At 26.3% G+C, this 26522-nt stretch carries 23 protein-coding genes; 3 read left to right on the top strand and 20 right to left on the bottom strand.

Annotation, left to right across the window (positions count from 1 at the left end; translation table 11 throughout):
• Positions 1–52: 52 nt before the first annotated feature.
• From A2J15_RS05095 to A2J15_RS05050, 10 genes are all read right to left on the bottom strand, one after another.
• Positions 53–808, bottom strand: coding sequence for a TSUP family transporter (locus A2J15_RS05095; protein WP_066777667.1), 756 nt, complete (start codon positions 806–808; stop codon positions 53–55).
• A gap of 1 nt (position 809) precedes the next feature.
• Positions 810–1580 carry a TIGR02757 family protein gene (locus tag A2J15_RS05090; protein WP_066777664.1) on the bottom strand — a complete coding sequence of 257 codons (771 nt, stop codon included), beginning with the start codon at positions 1578–1580 and terminating at the stop codon, positions 810–812.
• A 10-nt stretch (positions 1581–1590) separates the two neighbouring features.
• Positions 1591–3417 carry a flagellar hook-associated protein FlgK gene (flgK, locus tag A2J15_RS05085; protein WP_066777661.1) on the bottom strand — a complete coding sequence of 609 codons (1827 nt, stop codon included), beginning with the start codon at positions 3415–3417 and terminating at the stop codon, positions 1591–1593.
• A gap of 9 nt (positions 3418–3426) precedes the next feature.
• Positions 3427–3861, bottom strand: a complete 435-nt coding sequence (locus A2J15_RS05080; protein WP_066777659.1) for a flagellar protein FlgN — start codon at positions 3859–3861, stop codon at positions 3427–3429.
• 42 nt (positions 3862–3903) lie between these two features.
• Complete coding sequence (locus A2J15_RS05075; RefSeq protein WP_066777656.1) at positions 3904–4095, bottom strand: flagellar biosynthesis anti-sigma factor FlgM; 192 nt, start codon at positions 4093–4095, stop codon at positions 3904–3906.
• A gap of 66 nt (positions 4096–4161) precedes the next feature.
• The gene (locus A2J15_RS05070; protein ID WP_066777650.1) at positions 4162–4491 is read right to left on the bottom strand and encodes a rod-binding protein; all 330 of its coding nucleotides are present in this window, start codon (positions 4489–4491) and stop codon (positions 4162–4164) included.
• Entirely contained in the window at positions 4491–5537 is a 1047-nt protein-coding gene (locus A2J15_RS05065; protein WP_066777645.1) for a flagellar basal body P-ring protein FlgI, read from the bottom strand. Before A2J15_RS05065 ends, A2J15_RS05070 begins: the two co-directional genes overlap by 1 nt.
• 64 nt (positions 5538–5601) lie before the next feature.
• Positions 5602–6234, bottom strand: coding sequence for a 16S rRNA (guanine(966)-N(2))-methyltransferase RsmD (gene rsmD / locus A2J15_RS05060; protein WP_116980500.1), 633 nt, complete (start codon positions 6232–6234; stop codon positions 5602–5604).
• On the bottom strand, positions 6224–6607 hold the full coding sequence (locus tag A2J15_RS05055) for an ornithine carbamoyltransferase (protein WP_066777640.1): 384 nt from the start codon (positions 6605–6607) through the stop codon (positions 6224–6226). Before A2J15_RS05055 ends, rsmD begins: the two co-directional genes overlap by 11 nt.
• Entirely contained in the window at positions 6604–7677 is a 1074-nt protein-coding gene (locus A2J15_RS05050; protein WP_066777637.1) for a hypothetical protein, read from the bottom strand. The genes A2J15_RS05055 and A2J15_RS05050 overlap by 4 nt, the downstream gene beginning before the upstream one ends.
• Before the next feature lie 88 nt (positions 7678–7765).
• Between A2J15_RS05050 and A2J15_RS05045 the strand changes: the two genes are divergently transcribed.
• Both A2J15_RS05045 and truD read left to right on the top strand, forming a co-directional pair.
• Positions 7766–8587 carry a thiamine-phosphate kinase gene (locus tag A2J15_RS05045; RefSeq protein WP_066777635.1) on the top strand — a complete coding sequence of 274 codons (822 nt, stop codon included), beginning with the start codon at positions 7766–7768 and terminating at the stop codon, positions 8585–8587.
• Entirely contained in the window at positions 8556–9674 is a 1119-nt protein-coding gene (gene truD, locus A2J15_RS05040; protein WP_066777632.1) for a tRNA pseudouridine(13) synthase TruD, read from the top strand. Before A2J15_RS05045 ends, truD begins: the two co-directional genes overlap by 32 nt.
• 22 nt (positions 9675–9696) lie before the next feature.
• Here the strand turns inward: truD and A2J15_RS07750 are convergent, their stop codons facing one another.
• The 7 genes from A2J15_RS07750 to A2J15_RS05005 form a co-directional block, all read right to left on the bottom strand.
• Positions 9697–11181: a hypothetical protein gene (locus A2J15_RS07750; protein WP_240621313.1), complete on the bottom strand. Its 1485-nt coding sequence runs from the start codon at positions 11179–11181 to the stop codon at positions 9697–9699.
• Positions 11182–11383: 202 nt separating this feature from the next.
• Positions 11384–11971, bottom strand: coding sequence for an adenylyl-sulfate kinase (gene cysC / locus A2J15_RS05030; RefSeq protein ID WP_066778119.1), 588 nt, complete (start codon positions 11969–11971; stop codon positions 11384–11386).
• 8 nt (positions 11972–11979) lie between these two features.
• Positions 11980–13692, bottom strand: coding sequence for an SLC13 family permease (locus tag A2J15_RS05025; RefSeq protein ID WP_066778126.1), 1713 nt, complete (start codon positions 13690–13692; stop codon positions 11980–11982).
• Positions 13689–15104 (bottom strand): sulfate adenylyltransferase subunit CysN, encoded by a 1416-nt coding sequence (gene cysN / locus A2J15_RS05020; RefSeq protein ID WP_066778120.1) that lies wholly within the window; start codon positions 15102–15104, stop codon positions 13689–13691. The genes A2J15_RS05025 and cysN overlap by 4 nt, the downstream gene beginning before the upstream one ends.
• Positions 15104–16009, bottom strand: coding sequence for a sulfate adenylyltransferase subunit CysD (cysD, locus tag A2J15_RS05015; protein WP_066778122.1), 906 nt, complete (start codon positions 16007–16009; stop codon positions 15104–15106). Before cysD ends, cysN begins: the two co-directional genes overlap by 1 nt.
• A gap of 36 nt (positions 16010–16045) precedes the next feature.
• Positions 16046–17632, bottom strand: a complete 1587-nt coding sequence (locus tag A2J15_RS07670) for a hypothetical protein (protein WP_185198696.1) — start codon at positions 17630–17632, stop codon at positions 16046–16048.
• A 240-nt stretch (positions 17633–17872) separates the two neighbouring features.
• Positions 17873–19474: a glycosyltransferase family 2 protein gene (locus tag A2J15_RS05005; protein WP_116980499.1), complete on the bottom strand. Its 1602-nt coding sequence runs from the start codon at positions 19472–19474 to the stop codon at positions 17873–17875.
• Between the two features lie 129 nt (positions 19475–19603).
• Here A2J15_RS05005 and A2J15_RS05000 point away from each other — a divergent pair, with 129 nt between their 5' ends.
• On the top strand, positions 19604–21433 hold the full coding sequence (locus tag A2J15_RS05000; RefSeq protein WP_116980498.1) for a DUF2972 domain-containing protein: 1830 nt from the start codon (positions 19604–19606) through the stop codon (positions 21431–21433).
• Here A2J15_RS05000 and A2J15_RS04995 read toward each other — a convergent pair.
• The 3 genes from A2J15_RS04995 to A2J15_RS04985 are packed head-to-tail and all read right to left on the bottom strand — an operon-like array spanning position 21422 to position 26519.
• A complete protein-coding gene (locus A2J15_RS04995; RefSeq protein WP_066777629.1) occupies positions 21422–23932 on the bottom strand; it encodes a CDP-glycerol glycerophosphotransferase family protein in 2511 nt (836 codons plus the stop codon). The two genes, A2J15_RS05000 and A2J15_RS04995, sit on opposite strands and share 12 nt — an antisense overlap.
• A gap of 5 nt (positions 23933–23937) precedes the next feature.
• On the bottom strand, positions 23938–25572 hold the full coding sequence (locus A2J15_RS04990) for a galactosyltransferase-related protein (protein ID WP_066777624.1): 1635 nt from the start codon (positions 25570–25572) through the stop codon (positions 23938–23940).
• A complete protein-coding gene (locus A2J15_RS04985; protein ID WP_066777620.1) occupies positions 25572–26519 on the bottom strand; it encodes a KpsF/GutQ family sugar-phosphate isomerase in 948 nt (315 codons plus the stop codon). Before A2J15_RS04985 ends, A2J15_RS04990 begins: the two co-directional genes overlap by 1 nt.
• Between the last annotated feature and the right edge of the window lie 3 nt (positions 26520–26522).

Raw genomic sequence — 26522 nt, 5'->3', positions numbered from 1 at the left:
AGGAAGGTTAAAAGGGACTTTGTTTTTCATTTTTGTGGTTTTAGTGGGTTTTTTAAAAAAAATAATCCCAAGTTATTTTAAGAATCATTAGTCCTACTATGGTTAAAAATAGGGTTTTGATAAAGTTTGCCTTTGTTTTTAATACGAGTTTTGAACCAAGATAAGCTCCTAAAATTTGACCCATACCCATAAGTAAACCTATAGTCCATAAAATTTCGTATTGATAAGAAAAGATGATAAGGGCTATGATATTGCTTGTAAAATTTAAAATTTTTGTATTTATACTTGCTTTTTTCATGTTAAAACCTAAAAATACTACACAAGCAAAGATCCAAAAAGAACCTGTTCCAGGTCCTAAAAATCCATCATAAAAACCTAAACTTAAACCACAGATTAGATGGAAGAATTTGATGTTTTTTATTTTAGCTTGTTTTTCGTATTTTCCTAAATTAGGGCTTAGGGCAGTGTATAAAAAAGTTAAGATTAAAAAAGTTAAGATAATGAGTTTTAAGTGTTCATCTTGTATAAAAAGTACACTATAAGTTCCTAAAATAGCCCCTAAAGCGGTAAAAAAAATGCCCCAGGCAAGATGGGCTAAGGTGGTTGATTTAAAATAAGTTAAAGTAGCAGTAAAAGATCCAAAGACGCTTTGAAGTTTATTGGTTGCTAAGGATAAATGAGTAGGAATGCCACAAGCTATAAGAGCAGGTAGGGTAATAAGTCCTCCTCCACCTACAATAGAATCTATAAAACCTGCAAAAAGGGCTACAAAAAATAATACGAAATAATAAATCGTATCTAAATCCATTTTATTCCTTAAGGTTAAGAATCTCCTTGCTTTGTCCTAAGCGATAAAGTGCAAAGTCATATTTTATAGGATCATTAGGGTCTAGTTTTTTTAAATTTTGTGTTAATTCTAAAACACTTTTATAATCATATATTTTACGTTTTAAAAGTCCTAAAGTCAAGGAAATTTTATGCGTATGGGTATCAAGAGGGATTAAAAGGTCTTTAGTATGAATTTTTGTAAAAAGTCCTAGGTCAAGTTCATCTTTTCTTACCATCCATCTTAGATACATATTGTAACGTTTTAAAGTAGAGTGGGGCATGTTTTTCCAAATTTTTCCAAAGAAAAAGTCATAACCATGACTTGAGTAGGGGTTTAATTGTTGGATTTTTTTCATAAAAGCAAGTATGGCATCTGTAGTGTTTTGCCTTTTTTCATAAGCTTTTGTAAAAAGTTCATTAAGAGAGATTTCATTTTTTAATCGTGAAAGGGTGATGAAAATTTCTTGAATATCTTTTTCATTTTGAAAGCGGTATTTTAAAGCTTTGAGTTCTTTTTGAATGAGTTTTTGGTTTAAATTGAGTAAAGAAAAATCAAGTTTGTTTAAAAAATGCACTATATTTTTAGCATTTCCATAGGCAAATAAAGCACAAAGTAGGGCAATAAATTCATCATTATGAATTTTAGCGATTTGTAAAGGATCTGGCAGCTCAAAAAGAGAATGTAAAGTGTTTTTTTTCTTGGCTAGTTCATCAAGTTTGGCTTTTAGTTGGATATGGTTTTCATGTTTCATTACTCTAAAATTAAGATTTAAGTCCTAATAAAGTATCAAGCATTTGATCTACTGTTGAAACGATTTTAGCAGCAGCCCCATAGCTTGATTGGTATATAATAAGAGCGGCTAATTCTTCGTTGATATTGACACCGCTTTTTGATTGGTATTCGGTATAAACAGAATTGTAAAGGGTTTGATTGCTTGCATTAACAACATTGTTGCTTTCTCCATCTAGACCTATTTTACCTGTGAGTTTGCGATAATATTGCTCCATGGCAAGATTATCAATGGTTCCATCTTCATTGTAAAAGTTAACTTTTTCATATTGGAGTTGTATGATTTTATTAGCCATATCATTACCACTATCAACCCCGTTTAAGCTAGCTCTTAGTGTGCTTGGGTCATTGAGTATAGAATCTTTAACTTTCATATCGCTTGCATTGGTTCCGCTAAAAAAACCTCCTATGCTAAATGCGCCTGCAAAATTGGTTCCTTTATCTTCAATGGCTACTTTAAAACCTGGTTTTGCATTGATTTGAAACAAACCGTCTGCAGTTTTTGCATCATAGTGAAAAATCGCATTGATATGATCGTTAACATCATCGTTAGGGTTTTTGTTGTCATTATCATCTGTGTTGGAATTGATTTGGCGTATGATATCATTCATGGTTGTATTAACATCTATGGTAATGGTTTTGGTGAGTTTTTTATCGCCTTTTTCATCATAAATGACTATATCAAAACTTCCTGGTTGTATGGTTTTATCATAATTGACTAAGGGAATATTGCCATCAAGATGCGGTAAATAATCAGAACTTATGGAACTTTTAGCAGAACTAGCGTAAAGATTGTTGGTTTCATTGATCATGGTTTTAGCAAAGGTATTTAAATCATCCATGTAGCCTTGTATGATACCATCAGTGTATTTTCTTTCTTGTTTGCTATAATTTCTACCGCGTAAATCAAGTTGGGCTCCAAGTTGTCCTCCTTTGATTTGCGCGGTAAGATCGCGAACTTTTTCATCAGGTGTTTCATAATAAATGCTATAATATTTGTTTTTATCATCATAATCAAGCTTTAGAGGATGAAAATTGATCCCATCTACTATGCTATAACCTTCTATGCTTAGGTTGTATTGGTGACCTGGATCGCTTATGGTTGTATCAAAACGGTTGTCTTGATTGATCTCGTTTTTACTTGCGACTGCATTGACAAGTTTTGAAAGGGTGAGTTCAAGTTCATCTCTTTTGTCTCTAAGTTCATTAGCGTGTTCTGTTGTTAAGCCTTCTTGTCCATAAATTTGTTTGTTAAGAAGAGCGATTTGTTCGCCTATTTTATTGATCTCATCTACGGTAGCTTTGATATCATCATTAACCTTTTTTTGGATTTTATCTAGGGTGTTAAAGGTTTTGTTGATATTTTCTGTTAGGGTTTGTGAGGCTTTAACTAGTGCTATTTTTGTAGCGTTTTCATTAGGATTTGATGCAAAATCATTCCAGGCTTTATTATAACTTTCTAAGTCTTTTAAAATACCTGTGTTTTGCAAGTCTGGAAAACGTTGGGCTATTTCTTCTAAGACTGAAGCCATGTATTTGGTGTATTCGAGTTGATTTGAAGCACCTTTTAGTTTATAATATGAGTATTCATCATGTAAGCGTACTATGCTTTCTATAGCAGCTCCTGTGCCCATTTGTACATCGCCTGTGGTGATATATCCATTAGTTGTTTGTACTACTCTTTGACGTGTGTAAAAGGTTGCATTGGCGTTGGAGATATTGTTTCCAGTGGTTGCAATTTGTACCTCGCTTGCTTTTAAACCTGTAACTCCTGTATACAATGTTCCAAAAATACTCATTATAAATCCTTATGCTTTGATTTTAAAAATTGACTCTGGTTTTGTTTTTTTATCTCCATAAGCATGATTTGTTCCATCATTTATATCAAACATTTTATTGACTAAACCATCAAGAAAATCTTTTACGATTAGAACTAGTTTGGCGTATTCTTTATTTGCACTGTGGAGGGTTTGAAGATTGTTCTTAAGTAGATCAAGTTTTTCTTTATCTTCATCATCTAAAAGCTCGCTAAGTCCTTTAGTGCAGCTATTATTTAGCTCAACTAAAGCAGCATCAAGCTGCTTTTTAGCTAGGATGAATTCTTCAATGAGTTTGTTTTTTTCTTCTACACTGGATGTGACAGTTTCGTGTTTGGCTATTTTGATATTGTCTATATCTTCTTTGGTTAAGTTAATTAGTTTTGTTAAAATAGCATTAACTTCGTCAAGTCTTTGTTTAAGCATTTTTTCTCCTTTTTTTAACTCAAAAAAAGAGAATGATAATTTTTATATTAAAGCATCGGCAATCGCATCAGCTGTACCTTTTAGATTGATTGTATAAGTACCATCTTTAATTTGTTCTGCGATTTTTTTTGCCTTATCATTGTCTGTTTTTTGAGTGCTTTCCATTTTATTTTCTTTATTTACCTTACTTGGTGGACATAAGGTTGGACCACCATTTTGTATAGGATTTATCATTTTTCTGCCTCCTTGATTTTAAAATCATAATCCTTTATAAACTATATCGAATTAAATTAAATAAACTTAACCCCTTTCTTTTAAAAAATCGTATAATAGTTTTGAAAAACCTAATCCCCCGCTTAAAGCTTTACTCATAGTATCATTATATAAAGAAGAATAAATTTCATCACTAGCGTCTTTTCCAAAGAGTGAGTTTTGGTTTTTTAAGGATATGTCTAATATTTGTTTTAAAAAAATGGCTTCAAAAGCATCGGTTTGTTCTTTTAAGGCTTCATCTTCTTTGGTTTTGGTGGTGATGGTATTTTCATTGAGTTTGAAGCTTTTTATTTTATTTGTAGGACTTAATAAGGTATTGTCTATAGGATGAGTATTTAAAAAATGATTTGTTTTCATTAGATGATCTCCAATTCTGCATTAATTGCCCCTGCACGTTTTAAATTTTCCATAATGGCTATGATATCATTTGGGCTTGCTCCTAGTTTGTTTAGCATTCTAGCGATGTTGGCTACGGTGCTTTTTGTATTGTTGATTCTTAGTGTATTTGAATTAGGGTCTATAAAACCACCATCTTTCATATCAATTTCGTTTTGATTTGCTTGTGGGTTGCTATTAGGATCGATTTTTATAGTGATATCTTTATGTGTGATTAAAACAGGTTCTACTTCTATGTCTACCCCAGCTACAACTGTACCTGTTTTTTCATCAATAATCACTTTGCTTTGAGGTTTATAAGTGATATCTTGTTCTAAAACCTTTGCCATAAATTCAACATTTGAAAGGTCTTGAGGTTTGGTAAGTTTAATGGTACGTGAATCAATGGCTTTTGCTACACTTTCATCAAAGGTGTTGTTTAAGATGGTTTCTATATCATTTGCAGTTTTAAAGTCTGCTACTTTTAAACTTAGGGTTAAGTCGTTATTTTGGCTAAAATTTTGTGGAATTTCTCTTTCTACATTAGCCCCACCCATTACAGTTGCAGCAGTTGAATGTGTGCCTGTCCCACCTGGTCTTGGGCTTAATCCTCCTGTTGAGATGGATCCTTGAGCTATGGCGTAAATTTCTCCATCAATACCACGTAGTGCAGTAAGTAAAAGCGTTCCCCCTTGTAAAGATTTTGCATCCCCTAAAGAAGATACAGTAATATCAAGCTTATCGCCACTTTGTGCAAAAGCGGGTAATTTGGCTGTCACCATAACGGCTGCGGTATTTTTTGATTTGATATCGTTTGGGTCTACTTTGATATTCATACCTTGTAAGAGGTTGGATACAGATTGAAGGGTGAATTTAGAGCTTGTTCCATCTCCGCTACCATTAAGTCCTACAACTAGTCCATAACCTATGAGTTGATTGTCTCTTACGCCTACAGTATTGGCTATATCTTTGATTTGCACTGCTAAAATATGACTTATAAAAAATAAAGATATGATTAAAACTTTCATAGATTCTTCCTTGATTCTTTTAAGTTATTAGCTTGATAAAAGCAAAAAGCGTTCCAGTTGTGATTTAGATCCTATAAAAACTTAAAGTTGTTGACCCAAATTTTTTTTCTTTATCCTTTTTAAAATTTTGTATTTTTTCAGGAGTGGTTATTTGAGAATGATGTTCTAAAATGATAAGATATAAGGCATTTAGGTTTAGAGTATTGAGTAAATTATAAATTCTTTCATAAATATGGCTAAAATTTTCTCTTATGTGAAAAGGTGGATCAAGATATAAAATGATTTGATTTTGAGAATTTTCTATGAGTTTGGGTAAAATTTCAAAGGTGTCTGCATGAATGACTTTTAAGTTTGTGTCTAGATTTGAAGCGTTGTTTAAAGCGATATGATAAGCTTGAAAATCAAGTTCTATGGCATAGGATTTTAAAGCATAATTACTTAAAGCTTCAGCTGCCATTAAAGCGCTTCCTCCAAAGGCTTCAATAAAAATTTTATTTTTTAAATCTTGTCTTATGACATTAAAAACACAGTGTTTTACTATGCTTTTAGTACTTCTTGTGGTTGTTAAATCAGGCAAGAGGAATTTTTTCCCTTTATATTTTCCACTTTCTATATAGGTGTAGAGTTTGGGTTTTTGGGGGTGTTTTGTTGAGTTTTTATGGGAAAGGTTTTTGCTTTTTACTTTTTTATTCATCATGTAGGGCTTTGACAAGTTTGTTTTTTAAATCTTTTATGGCAAGTTCGATTTTGTTTTCATAGTCTTTTTTAAATTCATAAGCTATGGCATCTATTTTTTCTTCTAAGAGCTTTTTTTGTTCTAATGCGATTTTTAAAGCAGTGGCTTTTAGGGCATTATCAAATTCATTTAATGAGTTTAATAATGTTTCTTTGCTAAAAGGTATGTTTAAAAAGGGTGAATTTTCGCAGATGATAAATAGGGGTTTGCTGGAGTGAATTTTTGTATCACTAATGATAAAATCACAGTCTTTTTTCATCACTAGATGTTCTTTTAAAAAGAGTTCTAAAGTTTTTTCTATCATGGGATCTTTGCATTCTAAAGAAATTTTCATATTAAAGTAACCTTTAAGTTGTGTTTTTTTAAAGAGGGCATTTGTATGCCTTCAATAAGGGCTAAAAATTCAAAATAGCTTAAAATATAAAAATCTTCAAATTCTCTAGAGCTTGCTTGCATGAGTTTTTTTGCACAAATATCAAACAAGTAAAAGTCTTTTTCTTCTTTGACTACCATAAAATCAGCACCGCTATCATAAGCATCTAAAACGATATTTGCAGCCATTTTATAACTTAGCTCTGGATTTAAATTTAAAAGATTAAAACCATTATCTTTAAGACTGTTTTCATAAGAGATGAATTTAGCTTTAAGTTGGGATTTTAATTTTTGATCGGGTGTAAAACCATAAAAGGCTATGTTGAAGTCTTTAAAGTCGTGTTTAATTTTTTTAAGTTCTTTGATTTCATTATCAAAAGCTTCGATTTTTGGCAAATCAAAATTTAAGAGCTTCTTATCAAAAAGACCTAAAGTTAGAATTTCATCTTGTAATTTTTTTATGGTATGTTCTAAAGGTTTATAAGTACTTTGAAGATGATAAAAAATTCCTTTTTCATAATCGGATATGGTTTTTAAAATTTCTAGTTTTTTATCAGGATATTTTTCTATCATTTTTGCTGCTAGATAAAATACGCTATCGCCCATGTATTGAGGAAGAAATTCTAAAATTGGACTTTGATAATACAAATAATCATAGCTAGCATAAAGTTTTTTATCTTCATTATTTCCAAATTTTGCAAGATGCTTATACTTTTGCAAAAAATCATCTTTATTGATAATAAGATCTTTGATGGCTCTTTTAGTACTTAAGGGTTCTATGCAAAGATTAAAATCATGCTTTTTTATGATCGCTTCTAGTGGGGTAAAAAGAGGCATGGTTTCTTTGTTTACTACTATATAAGCATTTTCATCTTGATTAAAATGAAAATAAATATCATCATCTTGTATTTGTAAAAGTAAATCATATAAAGTTGCGAAATTTTCATAATTGTGATAAACATAAGGTTTGTAATAAGCTTCGTAATCTTTGTCTTTATCAAATCTAAAAATTCTAAGTTCTAATTTTTTCATGATATATCCTTAAACATTTATATATTATATAAAATTTTTTTAAAATTCACTAGAATTTAAAAGGAAATTTTATAAAATTACTTTTAGTATGAATAAAGAAGATTTTATAATTCAAGCTTTTTTAAATAAGAAAAATGGTGATGATGGTGCTATTGTTGGTAAATGGTGCTTTAGTAAGGATTTATTTTTTGAAAATATACATTTTAAAAGAGAATGGTTTGATTTAGAGCAAATTGCTACAAAGGCTATGCTTGTTAATATTTCAGATGCTATTGTGATGAATGCTAAACCAAAATATGCACTTTTAGGACTTGCGCTTCCAAAAAATTTAAGTGAAGATGAGATTGTAATTTTGCAAAAAGGATTTTTAAAAACAGCTAGTCAATTTGATATAGAAATTATAGGTGGTGATACTATAAGTAATGATAAGATTGATATTAGCATTACTATAATTTCTAAATTAAATGGTAAAGCGGTTTTTAGGAAGGGTTTAAAACCAGGGCATTTGTTGGCTTATACAGGGGATTTAGGAGGGGGTTTAGAAGGGCTTAATACTTTGCAAAATGGAGGTATTTTAAGTTTAGATCATGTGTTTATAAAACCAAGATTAAGACCGGATTTTTTTTATGAACTTGCTCCTTATATTTCTTGTGCTATGGATATTTCAGATGGTTTAAGCAAAGATTTATCAAGACTTTTAAAGCAAAATAAATGTGGCATTTCTTGGTTTGAATCATTAAGCGATAATATACTTTATAGTGGAGAAGAATATGAAATTTTATTTGCTTTTGATGAGAAAGAGTATGAAAATATAGCAAATATTGCAAAAAAACATCAGGTAAAAATAAATGTTTTTGCAAAAGCAGTGAAGGGAAAATATGAATTTAGCGGAAAAGAGCACCATTTTTAAGCCTTTATATAGTTTAAAACATAGTCCTATTAATGTGCATTTTAGTAAAAATAGTGATGATTTTGTGGTACGTGAAAAGCCTTTATATGAGTTTAATGGCAAGGGAGAGCATCTTGTTTTGTATATCAATAAAAAAGATTTAACTACTAATGAGGCTTTAAAAATTTTAAGTCAGGCAAGTGGGGCAAAGATGCGTGATTTTGGTTATGCAGGGCTTAAAGATAAACAAGGTTCAACTTTTCAATATCTTTCTATGCCTAAGAAATTTGAGAGTTTTTTAGAACATTTTTCTCATCCTAAGCTTAAAATTTTAGAAATTTTTACTCATGAAAATAAATTAAGAATAGGTCATTTAAAGGGAAATTCTTTTTTTATACGTTTGAAAAAGGTTTTGCCAAGTGATGCTTTAAAGCTTGAACAAGTTTTGATTAATTTGGATGAACAAGGTTTTGCAAATTATTTTGGTTATCAGCGTTTTGGTAAATTTAAAGACAATTATAAAGAAGCCTTTGAAATTTTACGTGGCAAAAAAATGAAAAATGTTAAAATGAAAGAGTTTTTACTTTCAGCTTTTCAAAGTGAATTTTTTAATCGTTATTTGAGCAAAAGAGTGGAGTTGTCGCATTTTGTAAATGATTTTAGTGTTAATGAGCTTATGCAAATTTATGGTATTTCTAAAGATGAGGTTAAAGAGCTTAAAAAGCAAAAGAATTTTTTTAAACTTTTAAAAGGTGAAGTTTTGGGACATTATCCTTTTGGTAAGTGTTTTTTGTGTGAAGATTTAGATGTCGAGCTTGAGCGTTTTAATGCAAGGGATATTAGTGCTATGGGACTTTTAATGGGTGCTAAAGCTTATGAGATACAAAAGGGTTTAGCTTTAAATTTGGAAAATGAAATTTTTAAAGATATTTTGGAGTTTAAATCTCAAATGCAAGGATCAAGGCGTTTTATGTGGGGGTATTTAAAGGATTTAAAATGGCGTTATGATCAGCAAAAGGCTCATTTTTGTATGGAATTTTTTTTAGAAAAGGGATCTTATGCTACTGTAGTTTTAGAAGAAATTTTACATAAAGATTTGTTTGAATAAGGCATAATTTATATGTAAATTTTTATCTTTTTTTACATCGAGTTAGGTTTGTAATGATGAAAAAGATAAATTTGATATACCCCCCCCTGTACCAAGTTTTACTTGCCTTTATAAATTCTTTTCCTAATTTATAAGAAAGATGATTTTTAAATTTTATTGCTTCATTATAATCAGGATAAGTTTCTAAAGGAGGTAATTTTAAAGAAGGATATTTTTTTATTTTAAATTGATAAGCTTTTTGTTCTTGTTTATGTGAAATAACAATACTTATTAATATAAAAGGTAATAATATATAATTTAATACATTTTTAGAATTTATAATCATAGCTTGACCTAATTTATAAGAGAGTTGATTTTGAATTCTTTGTTTGGCTGTACCGTGTTGGGTTTGAAAGTATAGTAAGTTTTCTTTAGTTATTAGTATTTCATTATTGGTTTGCAAAGTTTCATTTAAATTATGTATTTGATTGTTTTGATTTTGAATTCTTTGTTCTTTATTTGCAATAATTTCATTTTTAGTTTTGATTATATCTGCTATAAATTCAGCAATTTTATCCCAATATTCTGGTTTCATTTCTATAAGTTTATAATTTTCTTTATAATTACTTAAATCTTTTTCAGGAAATAATCTTTCTTTATGTGGAAAAAATTCTTTTCTAACCCATTCATTATGGGATTTAAAAAAATTATAATATTCTAGATAATATTCTTTTTTAGGGGTAAAATATATATTTTTATTATAAAAATGATTTATACTAAAGTTAAGTAGAGTGTTAGTATTGTGATAACCTCCTAGTCCTAAATTATTTAAACGTTTTTGTAGCTCAATTCCAATTAAATCAAGACTTTGATTTTGATTATCTATAATAATAAAATTATTATTCCATTTAATATCTAGAATTTTTATAAAATCTTTTATTAAATTTTGTTTATAAAATTCATCTTTATGGAAAATTTTTACTATTATATTTTCTTTTTTAAAAAAATAAGAATAACTTTTTAAAATATATTTGTAATTAAAAATATGTTTTAATTTATTATTTTTAATAGATAAAGAGTTGTTAAAAATGTGATAATTACCTTTAATATTTTCAGAGTATAAAGAAGCTAGCATATCTTCTTGTGGTCTGAGATATATAATAATTTTAATTGTAGTAAACCCAAAAAGTTTTAATATTTTATGTAAAATTTTAATATAAATAGGATTATCAAAATCCCAAGTTAAACCTTCTGTTGACAATAAAATTGTTTTATTTGAATTTATTTTAAGTTCTTTTCTAAAGTTTATCATTATTTGTTTATATTTTTTTTCGAGAAACAATAATTTTTTGTTTAATCTTAATAATTTAATAATCCAAACTAAAGTGATGTGTTGGTGACCCCATTCAAGAATACTTTCAGGATATAAATAATTATACTGTAAAAGTAAATTTTTATTTTCAGTTAAAAAAGTTTGTATACTTGTAGTTCCAGTTTTTGGCATTCCTATATGTAAATAACAAGTCATTTGTGAATTTCACCGCCTAATTTATAGATGTTTTATAATAAAGTTTTTTTGCTAAGTTATCTATGAATTTTTTATTTTTTTTCATCATATTATATATAATTGTATGAATGATTACATTTTGTAACTTAAAAAGATATTTATTTTCATAATTTTAAAAAGTATTTATAAGGATAATTTTTACCATGTAGTATTAAATATTTAATTATATGATTTTTTTAAGATAATCTAAAATTATATTTACATTGTCAGCAATTTTGGTTTTAGAATTTATCAGGTAAATTTCAGGTTTTTGGGGTTTTTCATATGGACTATCTATGCCGGTGAAATTTTTAATTTCTCCATTTCTTGCTTTTTTGTAAAGACCTTTTGGATCTCTTTTTTCACAAATTTCTAATGGTGTGTCTACAAAAATTTCTATAAATTCATCTTTTTCTACTAAAGATCTTACCAAATTTCTTTCATTTTCAAAAGGTGATATAAAAGCACAAATTATTATTAAACCACTATCTACAAATAATTTACAAAGTTCTGCTATACGTCTTATATTTTCTACTCTTGAAGATTCATCAAAACCTAGATCTTTATTGATTCCATGGCGGATATTATCTCCATCTAAAATGTAAGTATGATATCCCAAACTAAAAAGTTTTTTGTCTAAAGCATTAGCTAAAGTAGATTTTCCGCTACCACTAAGTCCTGTTAACCATATAACGCATGGTTTTTGTTTTTTGAGTTTTGATCTTTGTATTTTGGTAATAGTAGTGTTATGCCAAGTAAGATTAGTGTTCATTTTTATCCTTAAAAATTAAAAACCAAAGGTATACCTATTAACACTATAATGCTATAAATAATGGAAACAATTATTCCTATTTTAATAAAATCTGTAATTTTATAATTACAAAGTGAATTAACCATTAGATGAGTTTGATAACCATGTGGAATCATAAATCCAGCGCTTGCTCCATAAGCAATAGCAAATATAAAAGGTAAAGGATTTACTTCTAAAGCTTGAGCAGTTGCAAAAGCTATAGGGAAGGTTAAAGCTGCTGCAGCATTGTTGGTGATAAATTCAGTTAAAATTAGTGTTAAAAGATAAATTCCGATAAAACTTCCATAAATTCCATAGTGTCCAAAAAAACTTGTAATAAATTCAGCTATATCTTTAGCTAAACCACTATCTACTAGTACTTTAGTAATAGCTAAGGAGGAGCCTACTATCATGAAAATATCAAAAGGAAAACGTCTTTTTATTTCATCAAGTTTAATAAATTGAAAAAGAAGTAGAAATCCTAGATAAAGTAATAAGGCTTTACTAAAAGAAATAAAATTTAAAGCTGAAAAAATAATTGCACTTAAAAAAGCTATTATAATAATTAAACTTTTTTTAATATCTAGTTTTTGATTTTGTTGAATATTTGAGAGTAGATAAAAATTCTTAGTAAAATTATCTCTTGAGGTAAAATCTTTACCTACAGCTAAAATCATTCTATCTCCAGCATGTAAAATAGTTTCGCCAATTTTTTTAATGTAATTATTCCCTCTTTGCAAAGAAATAATAGCAGCGTCAAATTTAGATCTAAAATTTGCTTTTTTTACATTTTTTCCGATTAAATTTGAGGTTGGAGAGATTATAACATCAACAAATTGACTGTTTTTAAATTCATAACCATCTATAAGTTTTAAACCCTCAAATTGATTTAAGATTTTTAGTTGAGAAATATCTCCACTAAATATAAGCATATCTTTAGCTTGTATAATTTCATTATGTGAAACAGGAGTGATGTTTTGATCATTTCTTTGAATTTCTGTTAAAAATAGATATTGTAAATTTCTAAGTTTGTTTTCTTCTATGCTTTTGCCTATTAAAGAACTATTTTCTAAAACTTTTAAGGCTATTAAATATTCTTTTATATCTTTATTTTTATTTTCATAAGAAGGTAAAAGTTGGTTAAAAATCATTAAAGTTAAAATTATACCTATAATCAAAGCTATACCTATGGGCAAAAAATCAAATATTTTAAGATTTGGTAAGCCATTTTGTACTACAAAAGAATCAATAATTAAATTAGTAGAAGTGCCTATAAGTGTAGTAACGCCACCTGCTATAGCAAAATAAGAAAGAGGAATTAGAAGTTTTGAAGGAGCATGAAATTGATTATTTTTAACCATGCTCATAAAGCTTGCAACTACTGCTGTATTATTTAAAAAAGCTGAAGTTGTAGAAGTAATCATACCTAGTTTTAAAAGAGAAAGATAGTAATTTTTTCCTATAATAAATCGGCTTACCCATTCTATTATAATTGTTTTTTCTATTGAGATAGAAACTAAAAGCAATAATATAAGTGAAATTAAAGAATTATTTGTATAGGAATTTATCCAAGTTGTAAAATCTAAATAACCTATAATATAATAAAATCCGGCTAAAGCACCAAAAAGAATAGCAGGTTTTATTTTATTGTGTATGAGTAAGGCAAGTAAGATTAAAAGTGTAATACCAACTATAATTTTCATATTTTTTTGCATTCCCATTCTGGATAATTTTTTCTTATGAACGCATTAAGTTCAATTTCAGCTTGCGTATAAATTTTTTGATCTTGTTTTGAATCTAAAATTTTCATTATCATACCTGCAGCTAGAGTTTCATTGCTATATTTATGGATGATGATAAATGAGCCTAAAATTTTATTATTTTCATATTCTTTAAGTGCTAAATTGGTATCTAGTTTTAAGGTGCAATGTGCAATATCATTGAGCATTAATTTTGTAGCATGTTCTTGTTGAAAGGTATTGATATTTTTTTTATAATTAATGCTTTTAAATTTTACATTGCAAAGATTATGAGCCCTTTTTATAAGATAATTTTCTTCAAGATTTAGTGTTTTTTCATTCATCCATATAATCATTGCTTCAAAAATATTGCTGATATTAAGATTATGATTTATAGATGTTAAAATATCTCCTCTAGAAATATCAATTTCATCTTCTAGACATATATTAACAGCCATTCCATTAAAAGCTTCGTTTTGAGTTGAGATAACTTCGTTTGTATTTAAAACTTTTAAATCTTTAATATCACTTGTAACAATGCTTTTAATTTTAGATTTTTGCATAGAAGGTAAAATAATAACTTCATCTTGTAACTTTATGTGTCCACTAATTATATTTCCACAAAAACCACGAAAATTTAAATGGGGACGATTAACATATTGTATGGGTAAAATAAAATTATCTTGAAGAGTTTTATCTATTTTGATATTATCTAAAAGTTTAAGCAAAGTTGCACCTTTGTACCAGAAGAAATTTTTACTTTTTTTAATAATATTTTCTCCATTTAATGCACAAATTGGTATAAAATGTGTTTTAATATTGTTTTGAAGATAAGGTATAATTTCTTGATAATCTTTGCAAATTTTATTAAAGATTTTTTCGTCATAAGATACTAGATCCATTTTATTAATAGCAATAATAAAATGTTTAATACCAAGTAAGCTTACTATATAAGAATGTCTTTTAGTTTGAGTTAAAACTCCTTTTCTAGAGTCTATAAGTATGATAGCTATATCAGCAGTACTTGCTCCTGTTGCCATGTTTCTAGTATATTGTTCATGACCTGGAGTATCGGCTATAATAAAATTGCGCTTATTGCTAGTAAAAAATCTATAAGCTACATCTATTGTAATACCTTGCTCTCTTTCACTAGAAAGTCCATCTACTAAAAGCGCAAAATCAAGTTTATTTCCTGCATTTCCTATTCTTTTGCTATCTTTTTTTAAAGTCTTTAATTGATCATCAAATAAGCTTTTAGTATCATATAATAATCTTCCTATAAGAGTGGATTTTCCATCATCCACACTACCGCAAGTGATAAAACGACAAAGTTCTTTATTTGTATGTTTGTTAAGATATTTTTTTATGTTTTGCATTAAAAATATCCTTGTTGTTTTTTCTTTTCCATACTGGTCTCTTCATCATTATCTATGAGTCTTCCTTGTCTTTCACTTGTTGTACTTGTGAGTAATTCTTGTATAATATCAAGTACATTTGATGCATTTGAATGAATAGCTCCTGTTAAAGGATAGCAACCTAAAGTTCTAAATCTTACAAGTTCTTCTTTAGCATTTTTGGTAAGCTCTTTTGGGATTCTTTTATCATCAACTAAAATTTTGGTTCCCATATATTCAATAACTTTTCTTTTTTTAGCAAAATAAAGACTAGGTATAGGAATATTTTCAAGATAAATGTATTGCCAAATATCAAGTTCAGTCCAATTGCTTAATGGAAAAACCCTTATAGATTCCCCTTTTTTGTGGCACCCATTATATAAATTCCAAAGTTCTGGACGTTGATTTTTTGGATTCCAAGCATGATTTTCATCACGGAAAGAATAAATTCTTTCTTTAGCTCTTGATTTTTCTTCATCGCGTCTAGCTCCTCCAAAAATAGCATCAAATTGATATAAATCAAGCATTTGTTTTAAAGCTTGGGTCTTCATAATATCAGTATGCATACTTGATCCATGTGTAAAAGGAGATATATTGATTTCTTGACCTTTGGGGTTAATATAAACTATTAGTTCCATGCCTAATTCTTTAGCCCTTTGATCTCTAAATTTGATCATTTCTTTAAATTTCCAAGTTGTATCTATATGCACTAGAGGCATAGGTGGAATAGCTGGATAAAAAGCTTTTTGCAAAAGATGGAGCATTACAGAACTATCTTTACCTATGCTATAAAGCATAGCAGGTTTTTGAAATTGAGCTATAGTTTCACGAATGATAAAAATAGACTCATTTTCAAGTTGTTTTAAATGAGTAAAATTTAAAGTCATATATTTTCCTTTGATTGCCTTACTTCCTTTTTTAATTTAGGCACATCTTGAAGAAAAAACTTGATATACCCCCCCCCTGTACCAATTTTTATTAGCTTGTATAAGAGCTTGACCTAATTTATAAGTAAAACTATTTTTTAATTTTAAAGCTTCATTATAATCAGGATAAGTTTCTAAAGGAGGTAAAATTAAATTAGGGTTATCTTTTATTGAATTTTGATAACCTACTTGTTCTTTTTTATGTTTATCTTTTATATAGGATAAAACATAAAACATTCTTATATAACCCCATAGACTTTTTGAATTATCTATTATAACTTGACCCAATTTATAAGCAAGATGATTTTGAATTCTTTGTATAGCTGAATTGGTTTGAATGAAAATAACTCTAGAGTAATCCATATTTATTTTTATTCCTAAAGATTTAGCAAGTTTTTTACTTTGTAATTTTTTAATAATTAAATCTTGTTCTAAATTAGCTAATTCCAAAGTTGTTTTTTTAAAGGATATTGAGTTGATGATATCTTGTAATTTTTTTATTTCGTTTTGTGCATTTGGATCGATATTTTCTTTTTGGTTATTTAAAATTAAGGTAATGATTTCTTGAAAAAATAAAATAATTTGTTTGAAATCATCATTATCTATTTTTTCAATATGCCAATTTTCTTTATAATTGTTAAGATTGATAGTGGAAAATAGTTCTTGGTTGTTTAAGTATTTAGTTTCTATTTTTTTTATTTCTTCATCATAAAATTTATTATAATTAATATATATTGATTTTTTTGGTAGAAAACTGCTTCTTGTAGAAAAAAATTTTTCCATTATTGTAGTAAAAGATGAAACAAGATTTTTTTGAATGATTAAATTGGCAAAGTTTATATTTTCATATAAAATATTACATATGTTAACTCCTAATATATCTAAAGATTTGTTTTTATTGTTTGCTTGTTTAAAGGAGGGATTTTGCGTTATTTGGAAAATTGATAAAAAATCATCTATTAAATTATTGTTGAAAAATTTATTTTTATCGTAGCTTTTTATGATTAGATTATCTTGTTTAAATATTGTAGAATAAATTTCCATAATTTTAGAATATTGCAATTGATATTTTATCATAAAATGAATATCTTCATTAGGATTTTTTAAAAAAATATTTGCATAATTTGAATTAGCTCCTTTTATAGATTGAGTATAATAAGCAATAAAATAATCAGCAGGTCTTCTAAAATAAACTATAATTTTAATATTTGAAATACCAATAAAATGTAAAATCTCTTTAAAAATAGTTAAAAATTCAAAAGAACTACATAATTGATAAATTCCTTCACAAGATAATAAAACAGCTTGTTTTGAATTAAGTTTTTCTACCTCTTTTTTTATGATTTGAATTTCTTCTTGATAATCTAAAAATATATGTTTATTTTTATAAAATATATCTAAACTTTTATTTGATTTCTTCCAAAGTGTATCTAATAATTTGGGAATGAACCAATGATCTAAGCTTCCTTTGTAATTAAGATAGCATAAATTATTTTTTAATAATTCATTTCTATTATTTGCTAAAAAGTGTTGTATTGTAGTTGTACCTGTTTTTGGTGTTCCTATATGAATATAAGCGGTCATATTTTTACTCTATTATTGTAAGTTTTAAAGATTTTATTAAAATTCCAATTATCCATAAATTCTCTTTCTTAATTTTTATTGGAATTAAAATTGTAATATATTTTACTAAAAAAATATTTAAAATATAATTTTTTAGTAATTTTATTTCTTGGGATAATTTACATCATTTTGTTAGTTATTAATTATTGTATAAATTAATTGATTTTTATAGATTATTTTTTGTTTAATTTAAGTATATCTTTAAGTAAAAATTTGATATACCCCCCCCCTGTACCAAGTTTTACTTGCCTTTATAAATTCTTTTCCTAATTTATAAGAAAGATGATTTTTAAATTTTATTGCTTCATTATAATCAGGATAAGTTTCTAAAGGAGGTAATTTTAAAGAAGGATATTTTTTTATTTTAAATTGATAAGCTTTTTGTTCTTGTTTATGTGAAATAACAATACTTATTAATATAAAAGGTAATAATATATAATTTAATACATTTTTAGAATTTATAATCATAGCTTGACCTAATTTATAAGAGAGTTGATTTTGAATTCTTTGTTTGGCTGTACCGTGTTGGGTTTGAAAGTATAGTAAGTTTTCTTTAGTTATTAGTATTTCATTATTGGTTTGCAAAGTTTCATTTAAATTATGTATTTGATTGTTTTGATTAGTTATTATAGTTTCTTTATCTTGCAAATTTATATTTAAATTACTTATTATTTTTTTAAATGATAAAATTTTTTCTATATAAAGTTTTTTAGGAATTTTATTTAAGATATTTAAAGGATCTTTATTGCAATTTAGAATTGTCCAAAGAGCTAAGATTCTATCATTTAAAAGATTATTTAAAATTGTATCGGGATATTTTTTTGGAATTTTATTTTGTATAAAATTTAATAGTTCTATACAAGTTAAAGCTTCGCTGCTAATTCTATGATAGGATTTGGTTTCTTCGATATTTTTAAATTTATTATAAATATCTTGCATATATGGATTAATCCAAGTATTTTCATTTTGATTGGTGTAGTCACATAAACTATTTTTTCTAATCCTATAGTTATAAAGTTTACGAGGTAAATACGAAATAAAATTACAAGAAAGAAAGAGACTTATTCCAAAAAACACGTCTTCGTGTATGGTTTGATTGATAAAATAAAGATTATAATTTGTAATATGTTTAAATTTAATCATTCCATTCCATGCAAATGAAAACCATGTAATTTTAGTATGTTGATATTGCTCAATCCAATCTAATGGAGTTATTATTCCTTCTTTAAAATTATATCTATCGTGATAAGTTATATTTTCAAAATTTATATTTTTGGTTTCATAATAAAATTTCCAATCAAACCAAACTATCTCTACCCCATCCATTCTAGGAACACATTCTTCTATACAATTTAATTCCCAGTAATCATCACTGTCTAGAAAAATAATATAATCTATTTTAGGGTTTTTAAATTCTTTTAAATCTTTTTCATCTTTAAAAGCTTTAAAGCTTTTATATACTTTGTGTATATTATAAGGATTATGTTTAGATAATTGAAATTCTATTAAAGTATTTTCTTTAATATGTGTAGTGATATTTTTAAATTCATATTCTTGGCTAAAATATTCTATGCCTACATTTCTAGCAGAAGATAAACCTCCATTTTCTTTATCAAAGAGTATAAATCTTTCATCTTTTAAAGTATATTCTTTAGCTATATTTAGTGAATGTTCATCTGTACTTCCATCATTTACTAATACAATTTGTAAATTCTTATAAGTTTGATTGATTACACTATCTAAACATTCTTTTAAATATTTTTCTACATTGTATACAGGTATGACTACGCCAACGGTTTTCATGATTTTATAATCCTAAATAATCAACAAAATAATTTTTATTTAAAAATTTAAGATTGATTATATAACAATACTATATAATAATAACTTAATTTTTAATATTTAAATAATAAAATTTTCAAGGAAATCTTAATGTATAATCGCAATTCGGCTATACAAAGAATAAAAAATCATCTTGCTTATAAATTAGGTCAAGCGATGATTGATTTTAATACTAATGGGGGGGGGTACATAACATTATGTAAAAAACTTTATCTTATAAAAAAACAACATAAAAAAGAACAAAAAATTTATCAAGAAACTATACAAGTATTTCCTCAACTTCAATATCCTGCTTTAGAAACATGTAATGATTACGAACAAGCTTTAAAATATAAATTTCACTTATCTTATATGCTAGGCGAGGTTTTAATCAAAGCTTATCAAACTTGGTATAAAGGGGGTGGATTTAAGTTAAAAAATGATATTAAAAGAGTTAATAAAGAATTTCAAATTTTTAAAGAAATATTTAAAGAATTTCATCAAATCAATGTTAGTATGCTTCAAGGATTAATAAAAAATAAACAATTACTTCTTAAAGAATTTCAAAGAATAAAAAATATATTAAAAATTCATCAAGATTATAAAGCTATACTTGATAATATTTTTCATAATTTTATTTATTTTATACAAAATTTTGATCTTATAGAAGAATGGTTATTATCAGATGATTTTTATGAAAAATATAAAAAAGAAAATCATCCTTATCCTTCTTTACTTGATCCTAAAAAACTTAATGATAAAAATGAAAAAATTAATTATCACACTATACCAGCTGAGCTTGCATGGGAAATGAATTTACCTTTGCCGGATAATTATGAGTTTGTGTGGTTAGCTTCTTCTTTATCAGGGCATGGTGCAATGACAATGTATTTTGAACTATGTGATATAAATATATGTAAATGCATTCATCATAATCCAGGTATAATGTATTCAAATATTCTAGCACAGCTATTAAATAATACTACAAAATATAATATTATTGCATATACTGATTATACACATGTATATGTTTATAGAAATGACCTTGCTAGATTTTTAAGTCTCTTACATAAAAACAAACCTATATTATATTTAGTTAGAGATCCTATTTCAAGACTAAAAACTGGAGTTAATCATATCAATTTTAAAGTTGATAAACTTGATTATTTTAATTTAAATACACCTATAGATAGAGTTTTAGATAGAGATACGTATTATTTTGAAGCTACTGTTCCAACATGTGAACATATTAAAACATATTGGATTTATGCTGAAAGTTTTTTTAGACTAAATTTCTTAACACAATGTTTTAAAACAGAGAATATTATCTATTTGGATATGCAAAAAATTAAATCTGAATATATTTTAAAGACCTTAAAAGAACTAAATAATTTATTTTCATTTAAAAGAATACCTGCACAAGAAAACATTGATAATGGCATGACATTTGATGAATTAGGTGTATTATTTCCTATAACACTTCTTGCAAATTTAAAAGATATTGATGAAAACAATATTGATGAAACATTTGAAATCCTAATTACAACAAAACAACTTTTAAAACTTTATAAAATCAAGAATTATAAAGAAATTAATTTTTTATTGTTTAAACATAAAATACCTTTTGAAAATCTAATTTTTTGTATTCAGGAAGAAAAAATTACTAGTTTTAAAAATAATTTAAATTTAATCAAATATCTTCAATCTTATTTACAAGAATTTGTTGATAAGCTTGAAATAAAAATTAATTTAAAAAAACAACATTTAATTAATGAGCAGCAAATTCTACATTATTTCGCTAATAATATGTCTTTAGCAAAAAAATGGGAAAAGATATTTAAACAAGAATTGATTCACATCAAACAACATCGTCCCGATATAGTTGCCTCTTGGAAATATTATCAAGAATTTGAAAAAATGTGTGAAGAGTTAGATGGATAAAATTGCTTTTCTTGTTTTTTCACATATATTTAAATATTGAATTTGATCAACATGATTTACTTTATAATTATCAAACTGGAATTTAATTTCAGATAAAAGAGTAACAAAATCAAGAGCAATATTTCCAAATCCTTTTTTTTCATAATTAAAATATCCTTTTTGCATGGTATGTTTTTTAAAAAAATCTTCTTGATCAAATTGGTAATAAATAACAGGTTTTTCCAAAATCCCCATTTCAAAAGCTACACTTGAGTAATCTGTAATCATTAAAGAGGACTCACAAAAAAGTTCTTGCATACTAACACAAGGTACCATAATATAATCTGGTAAATTAAATTCTTTTACATAAGGTCTAATTTGTGGATGAGGACTAAAAACTATTTTATAATCATATTTTTCACACAATTGCCGTAATTTTTTACTGTGCAACAAAGAACCCCATCTATAAAAATATTCACTCTCACAAAATTTTGGATTAAATCTTCTTTTCATTAATTTTCTACTATAAGCACCTACTATATACTCCCTCCAAGTAGGCATAATAAGAACTTGTTTTGTAGTAGTTCTATTATTTTTTAACAAGGCATCCCATCTAGGAAATCCTGTTAACTTAGCTTCTTTAACAGTAAATTTATAACGATTAAAATCTCCTGCTATGGACTCATATTCATCTTTAAATCCTGTAATCAATAAATCAATTTTTCTTTGATTCAACCAAGAAGATAAATCATCTTTTGTCACACCATGCTGCAAAAAAACAAAATCCTTTGTTTTTAAAGTATCTTCGCCCAAAGCTTCAAAAAAATATCTATCAATATGAGATGAAATAAGTTTATCAGTCCTTAAAACCAAATATTTAAATTTCAAACTTTTTGGATCAACTAGTTTAAAACCTTCTTTTTTAAGCCTTTTATAATCATGAGATTTTTTTTGAAGTACAAAAGCTATATTTTGTTTAGGATAATTTTGCATGATATAACGATACAAATGTTCTGCATTATCATCAGCTCTAAAAGCCATATCAGCAAAAAGCCATAAAGAAGTGTTTTTATTTCTTCTTTTTTTTAATTTTTTTATCTGGAAAACAATGTCTTTGATATTACATTCTTTGTCTTGATAAATCATCTTAACTTTTTTATCATTAATAAAACAAATCATTTGTTTTGCATGTGTACTAATTTGAACCCAAATTCTTTTTTCATATATAAATACTTGATTTAAAAAATCATATTGTCTAATCTTAGAGCAAGTAATTTTTGCCATTTGATCATCAAAAACTAATTTAATCTTATCATCAAAATTTGCTGTATAAAATTTAATCAAAATTTCATCATTTTTATCATCTATTTGCTCGATAAAAACTTCATTTACAACTCCATGTTCTTTTTTAAAACAATATAAAAATCCCATTTTATACAAAAGTGAAAAAGAATCAAATTTAAAATTAAGTATAGTTTCAATTTCAATAAAACAAAAAATTTGCTCAAGCAAATGAAGATATTTTTGAATTTCATCTTTATTCATAAAAGATAATTTTTCAAAATGATTTAACAAATCTTTTATTTGCCAAAACAATTCATACAAAATCACATTTTGTATAAAAATAGGAGCAATACCTTCTTTTGCTGTATTTTTTAAAAGATCTAAATAACCCTTTTCTAAAACTTCCAAATAAGAAATTTTATTTTGCTGTCTTTTATCCAAAGTAGAACTTTTATCAAATCTTTTTCTATAAAAATATCTTGCATTTTTTAAGAATGCAGATTTTAAATTTGAATTCTTAAATAAATAAGTATTTATAAACTTTCCATCTTCAAAATTTAAAATTAAATCTTCATCAAAAATAAGCTCTTGTAAACAATCCCATTTTAAAAAACATGATGCAGCTGAAAGCTGAATATTTTCATTTAAATTAATATTACCACTTATAATTGGTTTTTGTTTAAATTTAAAATTTAAAGCATGAATATCCTTGTATAAAATCTTTCTTTTCTCTCTATAAAAAATAAGATTTGTAGCAACCATAGCTATATCATTTTGATTTTTTAAAAAACTATCCACTTCATAAAAATAATCCCTATCTAAAAAATCATCAGGATCGCTAAAAGTTAGCCAATCAAACTGTAAAGTTTTATCTTTAATATACTTCAAACCTAAATTTCTAGCACTAGCTTGACCGCCATTTTTTTTATACAAATAAATTATATTCTTAGGATATTTTTTTTGATATTGTTTAATAACATGTGCTGAATTGTCATTGCTACCATCATCTACAAAAATGATTAAAATATTATTTTTAAAATCTAATCTTTGACAAATGATAGATTTTAAAAAATCGGTTAAATATTTTTCTACATTATAAACAGCTGAAATAATAATATATTGATTAAAAGCTTTATATTTTTTTAATTTAAATTGTTTTAGAAAGATTTGAAAACAAATTAATAAACTTTTTAAAAAAAAAGTTATATTTTTTTGATATTTTGCCTTTAAAAACATATTTATCATTTTATTCTTTTTATTTTAAAATCTTCAAAAAAACCTTGGGGATTGAAAAACAATTTCCTAGCTAAACGATAAAATTTAGTATGTGAAATGACACTCATTATAAAATCAAAACCTGAAATTTTCATCAAAAACAAAAAAGGTTTAATTCTAGCAAGCTCATATAAATAAGGTTTATAAACAAAAGATTTTAAAGAATAAAAAGTTTTATCATATTTTTTTCCCATAAATATTTTTTCTTCATCAATGATAATTTGATAAAAATTACCTTCATATTCAAAACTATATATTTGATTAATCAAGTGATAAAGTAATTTATAAATATCACACTTAACATCACAATTTTTCTTTGCAAAATCAAAAATAACTTTTTTTTCTTCATTATTTAAATTTAAAAAATACTCTTTCACATTCTCAAGTTCTTGTTCATTTAAATTAAAATAAGGTTCATATTTTTGACCCAAACTTCTTGAAAATAACCAAGAATAAGGCAAAACACCTTTTTTAAAATAAATGAGATCTAAATGACTCAAACTATTTATTAAAGATTCATTTCTTATGTTTTCATCCAAAAATATTTTAGTAATTTTTTTTTCCTTTAAAAAATCAAATAAAAAAGAAAATTTTAACTCCTTATTTACATAAAACTCATCGATATTTTTATAAATAAATTCCCCCATATAAACACTAATATCTCTAAAATCATAGCTAATATCCCTAAAAAGAACTAAAACTTTTTCATCTTTAGCTTTAAAAACTTGCAAAGGTTTTAAATTATGCATTTTAATATTTTTTAAATGTTTGTAAAAAAGTTGATGATTTTGATCTTTATTTTCCATATAAGCGTTTTGATTAGGTTCTATATGCCAAAAATGATACATATAAATACCATGAAAAGAAGCTTCATAGCCAAGCAAAGAAAACCAAGATCGAAAACCCTTAAAATTAATAAAATTCCAATTTCTAGCATCATAATTTAAATTAGAAGGCATTTTTTCGAATTTTACACAAGCAATTAAAATTCTTGCAAAAAGATCAAAATCCTCATAACCATGACCTATAAATTTTTCATCATTACCACCTAATTTTAAAAACTGATGTTTATTAATAATAACACTTGAAGTAGAACTTAAAGCGAAAAATTTTACCCAAGTATTTCTCCCCATAAATAAATCTTCTTGTATTATAGTATCCCAAAATTGTTCATCATATTGTTTTAACATTTTACTAGCTTTTTGATTAAGATACACCACAGGTAAAACCATTAAAGCATTAATATTTTGAGAAATATTTTTAATTTGAATTAATTTTAAAATTTTTTGAAAACCTTCAAAAGAAATATAACAATCTATATCTAAAAATAAAAGAACATTACAATGAGCATAACTTGCACCTAAATTTCTACATTTTCCTTGAGAAAAATATGCTTTTTGCGTTTCATCTTTTAAATAAATATGTCCATTATCTTCTATGATTTGTTTTAAATTATGCTCTAAAGAAGAATATCCTTCAACAAAAATATATTCTATATTTTCATCGCTTTTTAAATATAAAGCCTTACTAATCACTCTATCTTTAATGTAAGATCTCTCTTTACTTAATCCAAAAGGAATAATAACCGATAAAAGAGCCATTAAACATTTCCTATAGCATAAAGCTGGATAATACCTACAACCCTTTCTTTTTTTCCCACAATAATTTCTTTGATCTTATGTTTAAGCATAATCTCCTCTGCTTCACTTGCCATAGCATCTATATCTACTATTTTTGGATTAGTACTCATGATTTCTTTAGCTTTAAAATCAAATCTTGGTTTATCATTTGCTTTTAAAGCACGACGCAAATCTCCATCTGTTATAATTCCAACTAATTTCTCATTTTCAAGCACTACACAAAGACCTAATTTACCGCTTGTCATAATATCAACAAGATCATTAAATTCAGTATCAGGATGTACTATAGGAAGATTAGTAGAAACCATAAGATCTTTAACTTTAGTTAAAAGCTTACGTCCTAGGCTTCCTCCTGGATGAAAAAGTGCAAAATCATCTGGTTTAAAATTTCTAACCTTCATCAAAACTGCAGCTAAAGCATCTCCCATAGCCAAAGTTGCAGTAGTAGAAGACATGGGAGCAAGCTGCAAAGGGCAAGCTTCTTCTTTTATAGCTATATTTAAAAATACATCACCTTGTTTAACAAGGGTAGAATTTTGTCTTCCACACATAACTATCAAAGGAATTTTACGCTTTTTAACAACAGGAATAATTTTTAAAATTTCTTCTGTTTCTCCTGAATTTGAAATAGCAATTAAAACATCATCAGGAGTAAGCATACCAAGATCGCCATGTAAAGCTTCTCCAGGATGGATAAAAAAACTTGGAGTGCCTGTGCTTGCTAAAGTAGCAGCAATCTTAGCCCCTATATGACCTGACTTTCCCATTCCACTAACTATACAACGCCCTTTAGTATTTAGCATCAAATCAATGGCTTGATTAAAATTTTCATCTAAATGTTTAACCAAATCCAAAACTGCTCTAGCTTCTTTTTCAAAAATTCCCTTTGCTATTTCAAAAATATCCATAAT

It is taken from the genome of Campylobacter hepaticus, from assembly GCF_001687475.2.
Classification (GTDB): Bacteria; Campylobacterota; Campylobacteria; order Campylobacterales; family Campylobacteraceae; genus Campylobacter_D; species Campylobacter_D hepaticus.
Note: the sequence above shows the minus strand (reverse complement) of the source record. Positions and strands in the feature narration are given on the sequence as shown.